Source organism: Kribbella voronezhensis, from assembly GCF_004365175.1.
Taxonomy (GTDB): domain Bacteria; phylum Actinomycetota; class Actinomycetes; order Propionibacteriales; family Kribbellaceae; genus Kribbella; species Kribbella voronezhensis.
In genome coordinates this window covers 4,203,168-4,219,119 of record NZ_SOCE01000001.1, presented here as the reverse complement: position 1 = coordinate 4,219,119, position 15,952 = coordinate 4,203,168, and the positions used below count along the sequence as shown (strand labels likewise).

The 15,952-nt window shown below is 68.4% G+C and carries 14 protein-coding genes; 1 reads left to right on the top strand and 13 read right to left on the bottom strand.

Going from position 1 to position 15,952, the window contains the following annotated elements; genetic code table 11:
* Nucleotides 1-14: 14 nt before the first annotated feature.
* Complete coding sequence (locus EV138_RS19550; RefSeq protein ID WP_133980305.1) at nt 15-2,867, bottom strand: UxaA family hydrolase; 2,853 nt, start codon at nt 2,865-2,867, stop codon at nt 15-17.
* Between the two features lie 86 nt (nt 2,868-2,953).
* Here EV138_RS19550 and EV138_RS19545 point away from each other — a divergent pair, with 86 nt between their 5' ends.
* Nucleotides 2,954-3,634, top strand: a complete 681-nt coding sequence (locus EV138_RS19545; RefSeq protein ID WP_133980304.1) for a GntR family transcriptional regulator — start codon at nt 2,954-2,956, stop codon at nt 3,632-3,634.
* Between the two features lie 4 nt (nt 3,635-3,638).
* On the opposite strand, the gene EV138_RS19540 is transcribed toward EV138_RS19545, so the two are convergent.
* The 12 genes from EV138_RS19540 to EV138_RS19485 all read right to left on the bottom strand — a co-directional run bounded on the left by EV138_RS19540 (nt 3,639) and on the right by EV138_RS19485 (nt 15,943).
* A complete protein-coding gene (locus EV138_RS19540; protein ID WP_255513753.1) occupies nt 3,639-4,163 on the bottom strand; it encodes a P-loop nucleotide/nucleoside kinase family protein in 525 nt (174 codons plus the stop codon).
* 40 nt (nt 4,164-4,203) lie between these two features.
* A complete protein-coding gene (locus EV138_RS19535) occupies nt 4,204-5,880 on the bottom strand; it encodes a phosphodiester glycosidase family protein (protein ID WP_133980302.1) in 1,677 nt (558 codons plus the stop codon).
* 65 nt (nt 5,881-5,945) lie between these two features.
* Nucleotides 5,946-6,737, bottom strand: coding sequence for an arginase family protein (locus EV138_RS19530; RefSeq protein ID WP_133980301.1), 792 nt, complete (start codon nt 6,735-6,737; stop codon nt 5,946-5,948).
* A 9-nt stretch (nt 6,738-6,746) separates the two neighbouring features.
* Nucleotides 6,747-7,943, bottom strand: coding sequence for a Gfo/Idh/MocA family protein (locus EV138_RS19525; RefSeq protein ID WP_133980300.1), 1,197 nt, complete (start codon nt 7,941-7,943; stop codon nt 6,747-6,749).
* Between the two features lie 62 nt (nt 7,944-8,005).
* Nucleotides 8,006-8,689 carry a glycerophosphodiester phosphodiesterase gene (locus tag EV138_RS19520; protein WP_133980299.1) on the bottom strand — a complete coding sequence of 228 codons (684 nt, stop codon included), beginning with the start codon at nt 8,687-8,689 and terminating at the stop codon, nt 8,006-8,008.
* On the bottom strand, nt 8,686-10,002 hold the full coding sequence (locus tag EV138_RS19515; RefSeq protein ID WP_133980298.1) for an ABC transporter substrate-binding protein: 1,317 nt from the start codon (nt 10,000-10,002) through the stop codon (nt 8,686-8,688). Before EV138_RS19515 ends, EV138_RS19520 begins: the two co-directional genes overlap by 4 nt.
* On the bottom strand, nt 9,999-10,823 hold the full coding sequence (locus tag EV138_RS19510) for a carbohydrate ABC transporter permease (RefSeq protein WP_133980297.1): 825 nt from the start codon (nt 10,821-10,823) through the stop codon (nt 9,999-10,001). The genes EV138_RS19515 and EV138_RS19510 overlap by 4 nt, the downstream gene beginning before the upstream one ends.
* Nucleotides 10,820-11,773, bottom strand: coding sequence for a carbohydrate ABC transporter permease (locus EV138_RS19505; RefSeq protein ID WP_238158234.1), 954 nt, complete (start codon nt 11,771-11,773; stop codon nt 10,820-10,822). Before EV138_RS19505 ends, EV138_RS19510 begins: the two co-directional genes overlap by 4 nt.
* Before the next feature lie 10 nt (nt 11,774-11,783).
* A complete protein-coding gene (locus EV138_RS19500) occupies nt 11,784-12,584 on the bottom strand; it encodes an inositol monophosphatase family protein (RefSeq protein ID WP_133980296.1) in 801 nt (266 codons plus the stop codon).
* A 68-nt stretch (nt 12,585-12,652) separates the two neighbouring features.
* The gene (locus EV138_RS19495; RefSeq protein ID WP_133980295.1) at nt 12,653-13,348 is read right to left on the bottom strand and encodes an MgtC/SapB family protein; all 696 of its coding nucleotides are present in this window, start codon (nt 13,346-13,348) and stop codon (nt 12,653-12,655) included.
* A 27-nt stretch (nt 13,349-13,375) separates the two neighbouring features.
* Nucleotides 13,376-14,392: a 2-hydroxyacid dehydrogenase gene (locus EV138_RS19490; RefSeq protein ID WP_133980294.1), complete on the bottom strand. Its 1,017-nt coding sequence runs from the start codon at nt 14,390-14,392 to the stop codon at nt 13,376-13,378.
* Nucleotides 14,393-14,428: 36 nt separating this feature from the next.
* On the bottom strand, nt 14,429-15,943 hold the full coding sequence (locus EV138_RS19485) for an FGGY-family carbohydrate kinase (RefSeq protein WP_133980293.1): 1,515 nt from the start codon (nt 15,941-15,943) through the stop codon (nt 14,429-14,431).
* Nucleotides 15,944-15,952: the final 9 nt, after the last annotated feature.

Genomic DNA, 15,952 nt, shown 5'->3' with positions numbered 1-15,952 from the left:
CGATTTGGGGGTTGTCACATCGAGGTACCGAGCAGACCGCGGGTGATCTGGAAGCCGACGTTGCCCGAAGCAACTGCTTTCGGGACTTGGCGGCGGCTCGCCACCGCGGCGATCACGTCCAGGCCGGCTCGGGCTTGTTCGGCGGCGTCACCGAGAGCGACGGCATCCAGGTCGTCGCCGTACTTCGCGACCGTCGGCGGATCACTGCTGATCTCGACGACCGGCACGAACCGCTGCGCCGACAAGGTGCCGCCGGCAACGTGCGCCAGGATCTGCTGTACGCCGCCGGCGCCGAAGCCGGTCGCCGTCTCCATCCAGTCGGTGCCCGGCATTCGCATCACGTGCCAGCCCGGTGCGGTGAACCGCTGACCGTGCGCGATCGTCGGTTCCACTGTGGTTGCCGAGCCGAAGGCGGCCGATCGGAAGTTCTCGTCGGCGAGCAGCGCGCCTCGTGAGGAGAGCACGACCGAGCCGCCGGCGCCGACGATCTCGCGGCCGATCAAAGCCATCGCCTCGGCGGTTTCCGGGCTCAGGTCACCGCGGGCTTCGAGGCCTACCGTGAGCTCGCCGATGCTTCCTTCGACCTCGTCGGGTGCCGGGAGGTCGAAGCTGCCGAACCAGTCCTTGACTCTCGTCGTGACCGCGTCGAGGCCGCCGTCGGCCTGGATGCTCGCCCAGCCGAAACGGGCGGGATCGGCACCGGCCTCGACCAGGCGGGACCGGAAGTAGTCGTTGTGGGTCTTCTCGCAGCCGTGTTCGAGCAACAGCGCCATCCGGACGTTCGGGTGCAGGAGGTAGCCGAGCATCGTCCGCGCGAACGTCTCCTCGGAGGCGCCGCCGCTCGATCCACACCCCTCGGTGTGCGGCAATGCGACCATCCTGGTCACGGCGTCCCCGGCCCACCGTTCGGTTTCCGCCGTTTCCGCAAGTCTGAGCGCGATCTGCCCCGAACACAGGCTGGTCGGCAGAATCAACCCGACCTGCTCAGGCACACGTTTTCCGTCTGCCTCCAACAGCGTCACGCGCATGGGTTCTATTGCCTGCGGGGCGGAAAACGTTAGCGGTTTTGCCGGGAGGGGGGCGTCGCGGTCTTCGGCGGGGAGGTCGGCAAGTTTGCGCGACGTACGGCCGTCGGTGGTGATCGAGATGCCTTCGCGGGGTCCGCTCTGCCGCCAGTTGCGCCAGATCGACACCTGGCTGTGGCCGGCCCGCTCCCCCGCACTCGGCTCACCCGACGCCACCCGGACGGTCAGCTCGAACGTCTCCGCGGTCAACTCGTCCATCGGCGTACCGGTCAGGTAGCGGCCCGCGTCCACGTCCATCTCGGCGTGCAGCAACTCGTACCGGGTCGAGGTGGTGACGAACTTGATCGTCGGCACGAACGGAAAATTGGTGATCGAGCCGTTTCCGGTGGTGAAGAAGATCAGGTTGCAGCCGCTGGCGACCTGCCCGGCGACGGACTCCAGGTCGTTGCCCGGACTGTCCATGAAGACGAACCCGTGGCCGGGCATCGGTTCGGCGTAGTCGATGACATGGTCGAGCCGCACCTCACGATCGAGCTTGCGGGCGGCGCCGACGGACTTGAGCACGATGTTGTACAGACCGCGGTACACATTGCCGCCGGACGGATTCCCCTCCGCGGTGTGACCGTGCCAACCGACCCGCTCCTTGAACGACTGCACGGTCCGCAAGAACCTGCGAGCGGTCGAGAGATCACGGACGTTCTTGAGTACGTAGCCTTCCGCACCGATCAGTTCGTCGGTCTCAGCCAGTACTGCGACACCGCCGTGCCGGATCACCTCGCGCGCGACGGCTCCGGACAGCGGGTTCGCACTCACACCGGAGAACGCGTCCGATCCGCCGCACTGCAGGCCGATCCACAGATCCGCCAGCGGAACCTCCTGCCGTCGCTGCGCCGCCACGATCGGCAGCCAGGGCTTCACGAGCTCGGCCGCTTGAGTGAGGTCGTGCTCGAATCCGCCCTGCCGGGTGAAGTACGCGTGCGGCACCCGGATCGGCGGGTAGCCCTGCTCGGCCATGAAGTCCCGGATCGCCTGCCCCGACACGAGATCGTCCTCGGTGTCGACGATCAGCACCGCGCCGACATTCGGGTTCAGCGCGAACCCGGTCAGTGTCGCCAGCAGGATCTGCAGGTTGTTCGGCGTTCCCTCCTCGCCACCTTCGGTGTGCGCGACCGGCACCACCCCGTCAAACCCCTCGGCCCCGTCAAACCCCTCGGCCCCGGCGAACCGCTTGGCCCCGGCCAACCGCTCGGTCCCGTCAAACCCCTCGGCGCCGGCGAGCCCGTTGGCCCCCGCGAACCGCTTGGCGAGTTCGGTGACGAAGCCGCTGCTGCGGGAGCTCGTGGCGAGCAGCACTACGTGGTTGCGGGTGCCGGCCGGGCCTTGGTCGCGGGGGTAGCCGAGGAAGGTGCCCGGCTGCTCCACCGAGGTGACCTGCTGGCCGAAGTTGAGGGCGTTCTCGTCCAGCTCGTACGGATCCAGTGGCTCGTTGTCGGCCGACGGCTCACTCGGCAACCCTTCGACACCTCTTGCCGACACCGCGGCCAGGCTGGTCGGCGTACAGACGTAGTCGCCTATCGAGAGGTCGCGGCGGGCGCGGGCGAACGGGGTGTGCCAGGACAGCAACGCCTCACCGGCCGCGATCGGGCGGGCGACGATCCGGTGGCCTTCGAGGACCGTGTGCGGCAGCGTCACCGGAGTACCGGCGAAGTCGACGACGGTGCCTTGCTCCAGCCGGCGAGAACAGATCGCGACGTTGTCGCCGGGCTCGGGCAGCACACCGATCTCGTCGAATCTCACCATCGCGGGCGCCTCCCGGTAGCTGTCCGGTGCCGAATCGTGCATGATGCATGATTACAGTGCCACCCTGCCGAACAGAGCGGGCGGGGTCAAGGGCGCGACCAGTCCGTGGAGCGATCCTGGAGAATGCGATGACGGAGACCGTGGAGCCGCAGGATCGCCGGCTGCTCCGGCGCCAGATGCTCGCCGACGACGTGTACGAGGCGATCAAGACGATGCTGATGGACCACACCATCCGCCCCGGCGCGCGCATCTCGATCGACGGCCTGGCCCGCGACTTCCAGGTCTCGTCCACGCCGGTCCGCGAGGCGCTCGCCCGGCTGGAGTCCGAAGGGCTTGCCGACAAGGAACCGCTGAAGGGCTATCGGGCGACGCCGTTGCTCACGCTGGAGGAGTTCGACGACCTCTACCGGTTCCGGCAACTGCTGGAGCCATGGGCCGCGCGCCGGGCAGCCGAGCGCATCGACGACGCCGGCCGGACCCGGCTCCGCGCCGAACTCTCGACCGCGGTCGAGCCGACGGCGGTGGACTACGCCGGGTACAAGTCGCTCACCGCGCACGACAACCGCTTCCACACGTTGATCGCCAGCCTCTCCGGCAGCGACCAGGTCCGGCTCGCGTTCGAGCGAACCCACTGCCACCTGCACATCTTCCGCCTGCACTACGACCGCGACACCGGCCCCGAAGTCCTGGTCGAACACCGCCAGATCGTCGAAGCCATCACCACCGGCACCCCCACCGCCGCCGAAGCCGCCATGCGCCACCACCTGGAAAACTCCATGACCCACAGACTCCGAAAAATCTACGAATAGCCCGTCAAGTCGAAGCTGCCATCGGCGGATCGGTCAGGTAGTGATGGACCTTCTCGTGGTTGTCGGCGATGGAGTAAATAGCGTCAACCGTTAGGTGCGTGAAGGTGAGTGGCGGGTATTCGCGTCTCATCCGCTCGACGTGGGCCCAGTCGACCTCGTGCCAGCCGGGGATGTTGCGCTGGCGCGTCTCGACGCGGCGGCGATGCTCAGCTTCGTCCGTGCAACTGCACTCGATGACAAGCAGCCGAGCGCCGTACTGCTGGGCAACTTGGCTCCAGCGCTCGGCGATCTCGTCGTTGATCAGGCAGTCCAGTACTGCGGACTGACCGAGCATCAGCTGCCTGGTCATCAACGTGGCCAGCAGGTCGTAGTACATGGCGAGAAACGTCGGGCGCTCCAAGCCGGCCAGCACACCGTGCGGCTTGAGAGCACCCAACAGCCAGTCGCCCGCGAACGCCGGCGCTGCGAGATCACGCGCCACCTGCTCAGCCATCGTCGACTTCCCCGTCCCGGGAAGCCCCGTGAACACAACTACCTGAGGCTTCCCGTCGGCGGTCGTCGTCACGCTGCTAGCGGGTCGGGGTGATGATCAGGGCGTCGCCTACGGGGCGCTCGCCGGTGGCGTCGGAGGGCGAGTTGAGGACGTTGCCGTTGGCAACCATAGTGGTGGAGCCGCCGCCGTCGAGGTTGATGGCGTTGCGGAGGCCGAAGGACTTGGCGACGGCGGCCGTTTCGGCGATGCCCAGGCCGAGGCTGGCTTCCGAACGACCGTCGGCGGTGATGATGACGGTGCGACCGAACGCGTCCACGCCGGCGAAGGTGCGCGGGTTCCGCTTGTGGACCCAGCCGTAGTAGAAGCTCGGGTTGTCGGCGGGCGCCATGCCGTCGGCGGCCGGAGTCGCGTGCAGGTGACCGTTGCGGACCAGTTCGGGACCGCCGTTGACGATGGTCGTGTGCGGCGAGAGGCGTACGTCGTGACCGCGGGCGTCGGTCAGCGCGGCGCGGATCACCAGCCGCTGACCGAGCTTCGCAGCAGCCAGGAGCAGCGGCACCTGGTTGCCGGTGGCCTGAACCGTACGGCCACCCTCGGGGATCGCGCCGCCGCGTGTCGTCGTACGGATTGCTGTCACCATGCCATGCCGGTCGAGCACGACCTCTGCGCCGGGTCCGCTCGGGGTCGAGGCCGCGTACGCCGAGTCGAAGGCGATCAGTTCGTCCGGGTCCGTGCAGGTCACGTCGTGCAAGGGCTTCGAGGTGGGCAGGTCGTCGGCCGTGCCACCGCAGTTGCGGATCAGCCCCGGCACCCGGTCGAGCCCGTCGAGCGGAAGCGGCTGACCGATCCCGCGGACCTCGCCGTGCCAGCGGAAGCGCTCGACCGCCGTACCGCGGGCGTTGTCATGGATCACCAGCGCGGGACGACCCGCGGTCGGCTCGCTCACCAGGCGACCGTCGTACACACCGACGCCGGCCGGGTCGCCAGGCGCGCCCGCCTTCGGATCCAGGACGAAGAAGCCGGCGTTGGTCGCGGCTGTCGCGCCGGTCAGGGCGGCCAGCGTGCTCGTGGTCTCGCGCGCCTCGATGTCGATCCCGTACGACGCGTCGAGGCCACCGCGGAACTTCTTCGGGTCGATGGTGAGCACCTGGACGTGCCAGGGACCGGTGGATCCGCTGACGTCGTCCGGCTCACCGTCCCAGCCGGTGAAGATGCTGGACCCGCCGAGCCCGGCCGCGACGACCTTCGCCCGCAACACCTCGGCCTCGGCCTTGGTCGCGAACGATCCGAGCCGCACCCGGTAACCCAGCAGATTGCCGCCCGCGTCGGCAAGTCGAGGCGTCGGAACGTCCTCGACCCGTGGCTCCAGTCCGGCGGCCCGCAGTCGCGCGGCGGCCGCGTCTGCCGTCGCGCGGTCGGAGATCGCGGTGGCCGGGGCGTCCGGATCAGGCGAACTGGACGGGATCGCCACCTCGACGGTCCAGACAGACTTCGGATCCGCCTGACCGCGCACGATCGTCGTGAGGGTGACGCCCGACTGCAACACCCGGCTGTCCCTGGTCTCCGGCAGGCCGGCCGGACCGAGCGGCAGCCTCGCCTGAGCAACAGACGCCACCGCGATGGCCGGTGATCCGGCGGGCGGCTGAGCAGACGCAGTACCGGCAAGGGCCGAGCCGATGGCGAGCGACGTGGACAACGCGACGCCGGCCGCCAGTCGGCGGCGGGAGCGACGGACAGCTGGGCGGGAAGTCATAAGTCCTTCCTATGTCAGCCGCCAACCACCCGCAAGGCCCTCGCAGTGAACTGCCAACGACCTGATCAGGAACCGAAGAGCGGATCCAGCGCGGCGATCAGCTCGTCAGCCGTCGCCCGGCCGTCCCCCTCGAACTCCCCGACCTCGACTCCGATGACCTCGTGCTGCGCGGCGGCCTCGGCACAGGCGTGGAGATCTTCCAGGGACAGGCCACGAGCCACCTGGTAGTCGGTCTGGACCAGGCCGGGCTCGAGGACGTCGCAATCGAGATGGAAGTAGACCGGCCGCCCCGCGATCACCGACGCCAGCCGGTCGCCGAGATCCGGTCCGACCTCGACCAGCTCGACCCGCCCCGAGCGCACATGCTCCGCTTCGGACGGGTCCAGATCGCGGGACCCCACCAACACCGCGTGCCCGACACCGGCACCGAGGCCGGAGTCCCACCAACCCAGCGGTCCCGACAGCGCCATCCCGCCGAGGAAGCCGGTCGTGGTGTCACCGGGCACGTTGATGTCGCCGTGCGCATCGAGCCAAACGACGACCGCATCCGGTCGATGGCGGGCGACGACCGGCTGGGTCGCGAGGGCCACCGCGCACCGGGTGATGGCCGACACCGGTACCAGCCCGTCGGCCATCACCGCATCGATCCGGGCAGCCAGCTCGCCCAGTGGTCCACGGGCCCGCTCCAGCTCGATCTCCCACGACTGTGGATCGCTGGGCACCGGCGTACCGATCACTGTCGGCTCGGCACCCAGTCGTCGCGCCATCGCTTCGCCGACGATCCGGACCGCCGCCATGGCCCGGTCGTTGTGGTCACCAGCCGGACCGACGTACGTCGTGAGCCCTGTCGAAGTCATGCGCACAGGTTAGGCGGGGGCGTCGCCGTGGTCGGGAATCTCCAGCTGTACGCCGCCTTGCAGGGCGGACTGGTGGGCGACGATGCCGGGGAGGGTGTACCGGGCCGCGACCCAGGCGTTGACCGGCGGGAGGGTCTTGTCGGCGACCGCGCGGACGAAGTCGTCGGCGAGGAAGTGGTGCGAACCCTCGTGGCCGTTGTGCATACCGTCGTACTCCGCAGGCAGGCGGCTGCGGTCGTGCACGGGTGACAGGCCCGAGCGGAAGGCGTCGCGCAGGGCCGGGTCGACATTCGCGAGGTCGGCGTCGTCCAGCGAGCTGCTGGGCTTCGTCTCCATCAGCGCGCTGATGTCCTCGACGCCCTCCTTGGTCTGCCACACGGTCGTCGTGGCGAGCTGCTCGAAGCTGCCCTCGGTGCCGAAGACGCGTAGCCGGGACTCGCGCAGGTGCGACGGGTAGCCGACGCGGCGCATCTCGTTGGTCCGCATGATGCCGCCGTCGGCGAGCTTGAACAGCGCGGTCGCGTTGCTGAAGTCGTTGTCGAACTGGCTGATCTCCTTGTCGAACACTCCGTCGCCACGGTCGTCCTTCACCCCGATGCAGGACACGTGCGTGGCGTGCTGCCCCGTCACGGACAGAACGTTGCCGACGGCATGTGTCGGGTACAGCATGGGCGGGAACGACGCGGTCTTCTTCCAGTCCTCGCCACCGGAGTACTGGTACGCCGCGTAGAAGCCGAGATCCATGTCGTGGACGTAGTCGCCCTCGCAGTAGAAGACCCGGCCGAACTCACCCTTGGCGAGCTTGTCGCGGCAGTAGACCGAGGACGGGTAGTAGTAGCTCGTCTCGCCCATCATGTACGTCAGGCCGGTCTCCTTGACCAGCTCGATGATGCGGGCGATCTGGTCGGCCTCGATCGCCATCGGGACGGTCGAGTACACGTGCTTGCCGGCTTCCAGCGCGCGGATCGCCATCTCGCCGTGGAACCAGCGCTGCGTGAAGATCGCGACCGCGTCGACGTCGGACTCGAGCATCTCCTCGAACGACTGGTAGGTGACCGCGATGCCTTGCTGGGCTGCCATCTCGGCGGTCCGATCCGGCAGCACGTCGGTCAGCCTGACCGACGAGACGTCCGGGTGCGCGGTCCACAACCGCAGGAACGAAGGGGCGAATTGGCCGGCGCCGACCACACCGATGCTGATGCTCATACTCCAAGGCAATCACACATTTGTCGTCTATGTAAGAACAATTTTGCACATCAAGACGGGAGCTAGGTGTGGGTGGGAGCCAGTAGACGGTCGGGGTGGTCTGTGGTGATGCCGTCCACGCCTAGGGCGATGGCACGGGTGAGCGTGTCGGGGTCGGGGACGGGCCAGGCGGTGACGGTCAGGCCGTGGGCGTGCAGGGTGGCCACGCCTTCGGGGGTGAGGCCTTTGATACCGCAGAGGGCGGTGGTGGCCTGGGCGTCCTGGCAGAGGGTGATGACGTCGGGGATGGGTGGAGTGCGGCCGAGGATGAGACCCGTGTCGGCGGTGGGGCGCAGGCGGCGTACGGCGAGCAGGACCTCCGACTGCGACGAGGTGATCAGGGTGCGGGCGGCCAGGTCCGGGTCGGCTTCGAGCGACTCGACCAGGAGAGGAACCGCGGCAGGCGCCTTGATCTCCGCCTGGAAACGGATCGGTACCGCGGCGACCGTCTCGGCCCAGGTGGGAATCACCTCGCCGAGGCCCGCATCCAGCGCACGCAACTGAGCAAGGGTGAGCTCCTCGACCGAGCCGATGCCGTCGGTCGTGCGGTTGACGGTGGCGTCGTGGATCACCACCAGTTCGCCGTCCGCGCTGACCCGCAGATCGAGCTCGATCTCGTCGCAGCCGTCGGCGACCGCGCGACGGAAGGATCGCAGCGTGTTCTCCGGCTCGGTTCCGAGCGCGCCGCGATGGCCGGTGATGATCAAAGCACCTTCTCCTCGTACTGGCGCCGGACCTCGTCGCCGATCGCCTCGAGCCGCCGCGCGACCGCGCCGAACACCTTGCGCGGCGACGCGTTGTCGGCGTAGATCTGCTGCAGCCCCGTGTAGATGACCACATTGGAGTTCCGCCCGAAGAGCCGGATCGCGTCCTGCTTGCGGGCATTCGTCAGTTGCTCGATCGCGACCCCGTAGTTGGGCTCGTCGGCGATCAGCTTCTTCAGTGCCGGGTCCTCCCGCGCCGCGTTCACCACCGGCAGGTACCCGGTCTGCGTCGTCCACCAGGCCGAGTTCTCCGGCCGCGCCAGGAAGGCGAGAAACGCGGCGGCCGCCTGCTTGCGTTCAGGAGAAGCGTTTCGCAGCATCCCGATCCCGCCACCACCGGTAGCGATCCCGGCCGCCACCTCAGACGGCACGAACCCCGCGCCCACCTTGAACTTCGCCTTGCTCATCGCGCTCTTCAACCCACCGGTCGAGTCCTGCACCATCGCGACCAGCCCGTTCGCGAAGTCCGTCATCGCGCTGTTCGCCATGTAGGCAAAGCCGTCGTCGTGCACCATCCGCCGCTGCCACTCCCCGGCCGCGACCGCGCCGTCCTGGTCGATCGTCACGTCGAGCCCGTTCGAGTAGGCCCCACCGAACTGCCACACGTTCCCCTGGAACTGCCAGTCCCCGTCGACCTTCGCCAGCGCAAGACTCCGCAACGACCGTCCGCCCGCCTGAACGCGAGCCAACTCCGGCCCCCAGGACCGCAGCTCACTCCAGGTCCGCGGTGCCCGGTCCGGCAGTCCGGCCTTGGCAAAAGCATCCCGGTTGAAGTACAGAATCGGCGTCGAACGGGCGAACGGCACGCACCAACTCTGCCCCTTCACCACATACTCGCCGAACAGCTTCTGCTGATAGACAGCCGGCCCGAACCCGTCGGTGAAGTACCCGTTCAACGGCTCCAGCGCATCGTTGAGATAGAACCGCTCCCAGGTGACGTCCGACAGTACTGCGATGTCGGGCGCCTGCCGCGCGATCAACGAGGCAGCCACCTTCTGGGCGACGTCGTCGTAGCTGCCCTGGAACTGCGCCTCGACATAGACGTCCTGCTGCGACTCGTTGAACTTGGCAACGAGCTTGCCGATCGCCTTCCCGTTCGCCCCGCCGTACGACGACCAGAAGACGACCCGCGTCCGCCGGGCGTACTGCTTCGGTACTGCGCCCGCCGGCTGCTCGTACTCCGCATCGACCGACCGGTACCCACACCCGGCCAGGGACCCGGCGGCGGCCAGCCCCAAGAACGCGCGACGCCTCATCCTTTCAACGCTCCCTGAGTAATGCCCCCGACGATGTAGCGCTGCGCCACCAGGAAGATCAGCAGCATCGGCGCGAGAACCAGCAAGGTGCCGGCCATGATCGTGCCCCAGTTGGCCAGCCCTTCTTCGTCCTTCAGGATCAGCAGGCCGACCGGCAGCGTGCGCATGTCGGCGGTGTTCGTCACGATCAGCGGCCAGACGAAGTTGTTCCACTCCTCCACCGCCGTGATCACGACGACCGTGATCAGCATCGGCTGTGACATCGGCAGCACCACTCGCCAGAGCGTCCGCAGATGGCCGGCTCCGTCGACCGCGGCCGCATCCGTCACCTCCGACGGCAAGGTGAGGAAGTGCTGGCGCATCAGGAAGGTGGCGAACGCCGAACCGATCCCGGGCACGATCAACCCGGCGTACGTGTTGATCCAGCCGAGCGACGCCACGGTCAGGTAGTTCGGGAGCAACGTGACGTGTCCCGGCACCATCATTGCCCCGAGCACCAAAGTGAACAGCACCTTCTTGAACGGAAACCTCAAGTAGGCAAAGGCATACGCGGTCAGGACGGCGTTGGCCACCTTCGCCGCGGTGCCGACCAGCGTGATGATCGTGGAGTTGAGGAAGAACCGGTCGAAGGGAGCCGCCTTCCAGGCCAGCGAGAAGTTCTCCCAGGTCAGGTCGTGCGGCCACCAGGCCGGCGGCCACTGGTAGATGTCGGCCGGCTGCTTCAGCGCCGTACTGATCAACCAGTACAGCGGAGCCAGGAAGATCGCGGCGACCCCGACCAGTACGACGTACTGCAGCGGCCTCGTGCCCCAGCGGCTCATTTGTAGTGCACCCGCCTCTCCATCACCCGGGCCTGCACGGCGGTGACGATCAGCAGGATGACGAACATGATGATCGACAAGGTCGCCGCGCGGCCGGCGTTGAACGCCTGGAAGCCTTCGTTGTAGATCGACCAGCTCAGCGTGGTGGTGGCGTCGCCCGGACCACCGCCGGTCATCACCGCGATCACGTCGAAGGCCTGGAACGTGCCGATCACCGTGGTGATCAGCAGGAAGAACGTGATCGGCGCGAGCAGCGGCAACTTGATCCGCCGGAACCTGGTCCAGGTCCCCGCCCCGTCGATCGCCGCCGCCTCGTCGAGGTCCTTCGGCAACCCTTGCAGGCCGGCCAGGTAGATCAGTGCCGTGAAGCCGACGTTCTTCCACAGGTAGACGATCACCAGCCCGGGCAGCGCCCAGTCGGAGTTGTTCATCCAGTCCGGCGGCTCGGCGCCGAACGGCTCGATCAGCGCGCGCAGCAGTCCGTATCCGGGATCGAAGATGAACAGCCAGATCGTCGCGACGGCAGCACCGGAGAGGATGTGCGGCGCGAACGAGATCGTCCGGACCACGCCGCGTCCCTTCAGCGGCTGGTTGAACAGCAGAGCCAGCGCCAGCCCGATCACCAGGCTGCCGGCCACGATCAGGCCGGTGAACACGAGCGTGATCCACAGCGTCTTGTGGAAGGCGGGATCGGTGAGGATGTTGGCGTAGTTGGCCAGCCCGACGAAGGTCGGCCGGGCCGCGATCATGTTCCAGTCGGTCAGGCTGAGGAACGCGTTGTAGAGGATCGGCCAGTACGCGAACGCCGCGATCACCAGCAGGTTCGGTGCCACCAGCAACGCGAACAGCCGGTACTCCCGGCGGCGGCGCCGACGCTGCTCCTGGTTGCCGCTGGCAACTTGTCGTCGTTCGTCCGGATGAGTCCGGACCGGTAGGTCGAGAGCGGTCACGACAACCTCCTCACAGGCTGGGCCACGGTTCGAGCAGGTCGAGCAACGCGTCGGCGAGCGCGGGCGAAGCCGCCAGTACGCCGTCCGGCAGCGGGGTGCCTGGACCACCGACGGTCTGCGCCCCGGCCTCCCGCGCGACCAGCCCACCGGCCGCGACGTCCCATCGCTGGATCACGTGCTCGTAGTACGCGTCGACGGTGCCGTCGGCGACCGCGCACAGGTCCAGGGCGGCCGATCCACCGCGCCGCAGATCCCGGACGGCGGGCAGCACCCGCCGCAGATACTCCGCCTGCTCAGCTCTCCGCTCCGCCAGATACGAGAACCCGGTGCTCACCAGGGCGGCCGCCGGTCCGCGCGACTCCCGAACCTCCAGCCGTACGCCGTTCCGCGTGGCCCCGCCGTCGCGAACGGCCTGCCAGGTGAGGCCGGTCCTCGGTTGGTGCACGACCCCGACCAGCGCGCCAGCGTCGTCCTCCGCCGCGATGCTGACCGCCCAATCGGGACGGCCGTAGAGGTAATTCACCGTCCCGTCGAGCGGATCGATCACCCAGGTGATGCCGGAGACCGACGGCTTCGCGGCGCCCTCCTCACCCAGCAGCCCGTCCTCGGGCCGAGCCGCGGCCAGACCGTCGGTGATCAGCTTCTCGGACGCCCGATCGGCCGCGGTGACAGGATCGCTGGCCGAGCTCTTGGTCTCCACAGCGGGTCCGTCGATGCTGAAGGCTGTCTGCCTGGCCAGCAACTCGGCCCCCGCGGCCGTCGCGAGAGTCACGGCGAGAGCCAGGAGCTCATTGACATCCGCAGTACGCACGCCGTGAAATTATCACCATAGAGTGGTTTCGTATAGAGAATTCCTGTTATTTTCTCGCCGAAATCACATCAGTCGTCGTCATCGTCGCGCAACCGAACCCCGGTGACGCCTTCGAGTTCATCCAGAGCCAGCACCAGAGTCTGCAGCGGCGCCCGCCCGGTGAACCGCATCGCGGCCCGCACCTGCTGCTGGCCACCTTCTCGGTGCTCCTCCGTCCCCAGGACGGAGGCCTCGAAGCCCATCGAACTCGCGGTGTGCAGGATCTCCCGCAGGACGCCGGCGCCGTCGAGATACCGGACGGTGACGATCTTGCGGCGGTCCGGCGACGGCAGGCGCCGGGTCAAGCGACTGAAGGGGCCGACGGCAACGAGGTGGAGGGCGGTCGCCGCCACCGCGAGCACCGGCATCCCCGCGCCACAAGCCATCCCGATCGCGGCGGTCATCCAGATCGTCGCCGCGGTGGTCAGCCCGCGCACCACGTCGCGGCGCATGAAGATCACGCCCGCGCCGAGGAAGCCGACGCCGGACACGACCTGGGCCGCGATCCGGGACGGATCCAGATTCACCTCGGAGCCGAGCACGTTCGAGAAGCCGAAACCGGACACCAGCGTGAAGACCGCGGCGCCGGTGCCGACGAGCGTGTGGGTACGGACACCGGCGCTCTTCTGCCGGATCTGCCGCTCGACGCCGATCAGCATCGACAGCACGAACGCGATCAGCAGCAGGAGCAGTTCGACCCAGGTGTCGGAGGTCGCCAACTTCATGAAGTCACCAGTGCCCAGGCCGATTCATCAAGCCACCTTGCCGACGGGGTCACGGCCCGCGAGGTAGGCGGCCACCGCTTCGGCAGCGATCGATCCCGCGCGATGCGCGGTCTGCCGGGTGGCGCCGGCCAGATGCGGGGTCATCACGACATTAGGCGCCGTCAGCAACCGTGAGCCGGCCGGCAGCGGCTCCGTCGGGAACACGTCGAAGGCGGCCGCGCTCAGTTGCCCCGACTCGAGCGCGTCGACGGTCGCGTCGTAGTCGAGCAGCCCGCCACGAGCAGTGTTGACCAGTACGCCACCTCTCGGCATCAGCGCCAGTTGGTCTGCTCCGATCATGCCCCGAGTCTCCTCCGTCAGCCGAGCATGCAAGCTGACCACATCGGAGCGCCGCAGCAGCTCCTCGAGCCCGGTCAGCTCGATCCCTTCCGGCGCGGCGGTGATGAAGGGGTCATTCACCAACACCCGCGCACCGAAGGCGAGCATCACCCGGGCGACCCTGCGGCCGATGGCGCCGAAGCCGATCAACCCAACCGTCGCGCCGTCCAGCTCACCTCCGCACTCGTCGTACGCATAGAGATCGCTGCGCCACTGTCCATCCTCCAGCGTGCGTTGCAGCCGAGGAAGGTTGCGCAGGGCACCCAACATCAACGTGACCGCGTGTTCGGCGGCGGCACCGGCGTTGCGGCCGGGCGTGGACGACACGATGATCCCGCGCTTGGTTGCCGCAGGCACGTTCACGTTCACGGGACCCCCACGGCAGCAGACCAGGAACCGCAGGTCGGGCGCCGCGTCGAGCACTCGCTCGGTGAACGGGCCCATCTGCGTGACGGCCACCTCGATCCCCGGCAGCGCCGCGATCAACTCGTCCTCGGCGTCACTGGCCTCGTCCACCTCGGCCACTCGTCCGTACGGCGTGAGCGGCCACGGCAGGGTGACTTCGCGGAAGTCGAAGGAGACCTCGGGCAGCTTGCCGAGTTCGGCTGCGAGCAGTTCGTTGCGGACGAAGTGGTCTCCGGCAAGCAGCGTGGGGACGGTTCTCATCGGACTCCTGGTCTCATCTGTGCAGGGCTTCAGGTCTCAGCGAGGCGCCGGGTCGGCCCACCGCGGGCGAGCGAGCTCGACCCGCCGCAGGTAGTGGGCGTACCCCTCGTCGTAGAAGGCGGCGCGGGCCGGGTCGGGATCGATCTGCCGGGTCTCCGCGATCCACTCGGGTCCGGTGCTGTCCGGATCGGCAGCGCGCCGGGCGCCGATCACGGCCCCTCGTGCGGCGACCTGCGACGCTTCGGTCGTGTGCAGTGGGCTGTTGAGCACGTCCGCAAGGATCTGCGTCCATTCGGTACTGCGGGCGCCGCCTCCGCAGACGGTCACGCGCCCCGACCACCCGGCCGCCTCCAGGCAATGCCGGGCGGCGTACGCGATCCCCTCGCAGGTCGCCCGGACCAGATCCGCCTGCGTGGTGGACAGATCGATCCCGTCGAACGTCCCGCGCGCCCGGGTATCCACGAATGGCGCCCGCTCGCCCGCCTCGGACAGATACGGCAGGACAGTCACGCCGCGAGCACCGGCCGGGCTCTCCGCCAACAACCCGGCCAACTGGTCGGTTCCGAGCCCGACAAGTGCGAGCACGCGATCGAGCGCCGCCGTACCGACCATGGCAGGCATCGCCCGCAACCAGGTACCGGGCGTCCACGTCCCCAGGAACAAACCGGCGGGCTCGCCGTCGACCGGCAACTCCTGCGTGACCACCTGACAGGCAAGCGTCGTACCGACTGTCAGCAACGCGTCGCCGATCTCGGTGACACCAGCGCCGGTAGCAGCCGCAGGCAGATCGTACGGACCGGACGAAACCCTTGTCCCCAAGGCCAAACCAGTCCCGGCATCTCTCAGCTCGCCAACCGGCCCGACCTCCACCGGAGCCAGCAAGTGCTGCCACTCCCCCAACCCACACGCAGCCAGGGCATCGGCGTCGTACTGCCCGGTCCGGGGATCCAAGAAAGGCGCGGACGCATCGGAGACATCGGTCGCACGAACGCCGGTCAGCCGCTGCATCACCACGTCCTTGCAGTACGCCGCCGTCTGCGCGCGCCCCAGCACCTCAGGCTCCTCAGCCAGTACTGCGGCCAGCAGCGGGCCGGAAGCACCAGGGAACATCCGGTTTCCGGAGCGCCGGAAAACGTTGTCGGCGACACCCTCGGACGTCCAGCGCTCGAGGATCGGACTGCTCCGCGCGTCCAGCCAGGAAATCGCCGGCCGCACCGGACGGCCGTCCGCGTCCACCAGCCAAAGCCCGTCACCCTGAGCGGTGATGGCCAGCACCCCGGGCCGCGTCGCCCCGGACGAGCCTGGTTGTGCGTCCCCGGACGAGGCTGGTTGCGCGTGCCCGGACGAGGCCGAGTGGGCGCCCCACTTCGAGGCGAGCTCGCGCAGCACTTCGTTGACCGAGGCAACGATCTCGTCGGTGTCGTGCTCGAACCGGCCCGGGCCCGGCCGGACCAGCCTGGTCGGGCGGGACGCCTCGGCGACCTGCCGGCCCTCGTCGTCGAACACGACGGCCTTGGTGACCGTCGTCCCGACATCAACACCGACGTCCATCCGAGCCTC

Excerpts from the sequence above, each read along its gene's own strand:
- EV138_RS19550 (WP_133980305.1), bottom strand. The coding sequence starts at position 2,867 with ATGCACGATTCGGCACCGGACAGCTACCGGGAGGCGCCCGCGATGGTG.
- EV138_RS19545 (WP_133980304.1), top strand. The coding sequence starts at position 2,954 with ATGACGGAGACCGTGGAGCCGCAGGATCGCCGGCTGCTCCGGCGCCAG.
- EV138_RS19535 (WP_133980302.1), bottom strand. The coding sequence starts at position 5,880 with ATGACTTCCCGCCCAGCTGTCCGTCGCTCCCGCCGCCGACTGGCGGCC.
- EV138_RS19530 (WP_133980301.1), bottom strand. The coding sequence starts at position 6,737 with ATGACTTCGACAGGGCTCACGACGTACGTCGGTCCGGCTGGTGACCAC.
- EV138_RS19525 (WP_133980300.1), bottom strand. The coding sequence starts at position 7,943 with ATGAGCATCAGCATCGGTGTGGTCGGCGCCGGCCAATTCGCCCCTTCG.
- EV138_RS19515 (WP_133980298.1), bottom strand. The coding sequence starts at position 10,002 with ATGAGGCGTCGCGCGTTCTTGGGGCTGGCCGCCGCCGGGTCCCTGGCC.
- EV138_RS19510 (WP_133980297.1), bottom strand. The coding sequence starts at position 10,823 with ATGAGCCGCTGGGGCACGAGGCCGCTGCAGTACGTCGTACTGGTCGGG.
- EV138_RS19495 (WP_133980295.1), bottom strand. The coding sequence starts at position 13,348 with ATGAAGTTGGCGACCTCCGACACCTGGGTCGAACTGCTCCTGCTGCTG.
- EV138_RS19490 (WP_133980294.1), bottom strand. The coding sequence starts at position 14,392 with ATGAGAACCGTCCCCACGCTGCTTGCCGGAGACCACTTCGTCCGCAAC.
- EV138_RS19485 (WP_133980293.1), bottom strand. The coding sequence starts at position 15,943 with ATGGACGTCGGTGTTGATGTCGGGACGACGGTCACCAAGGCCGTCGTG.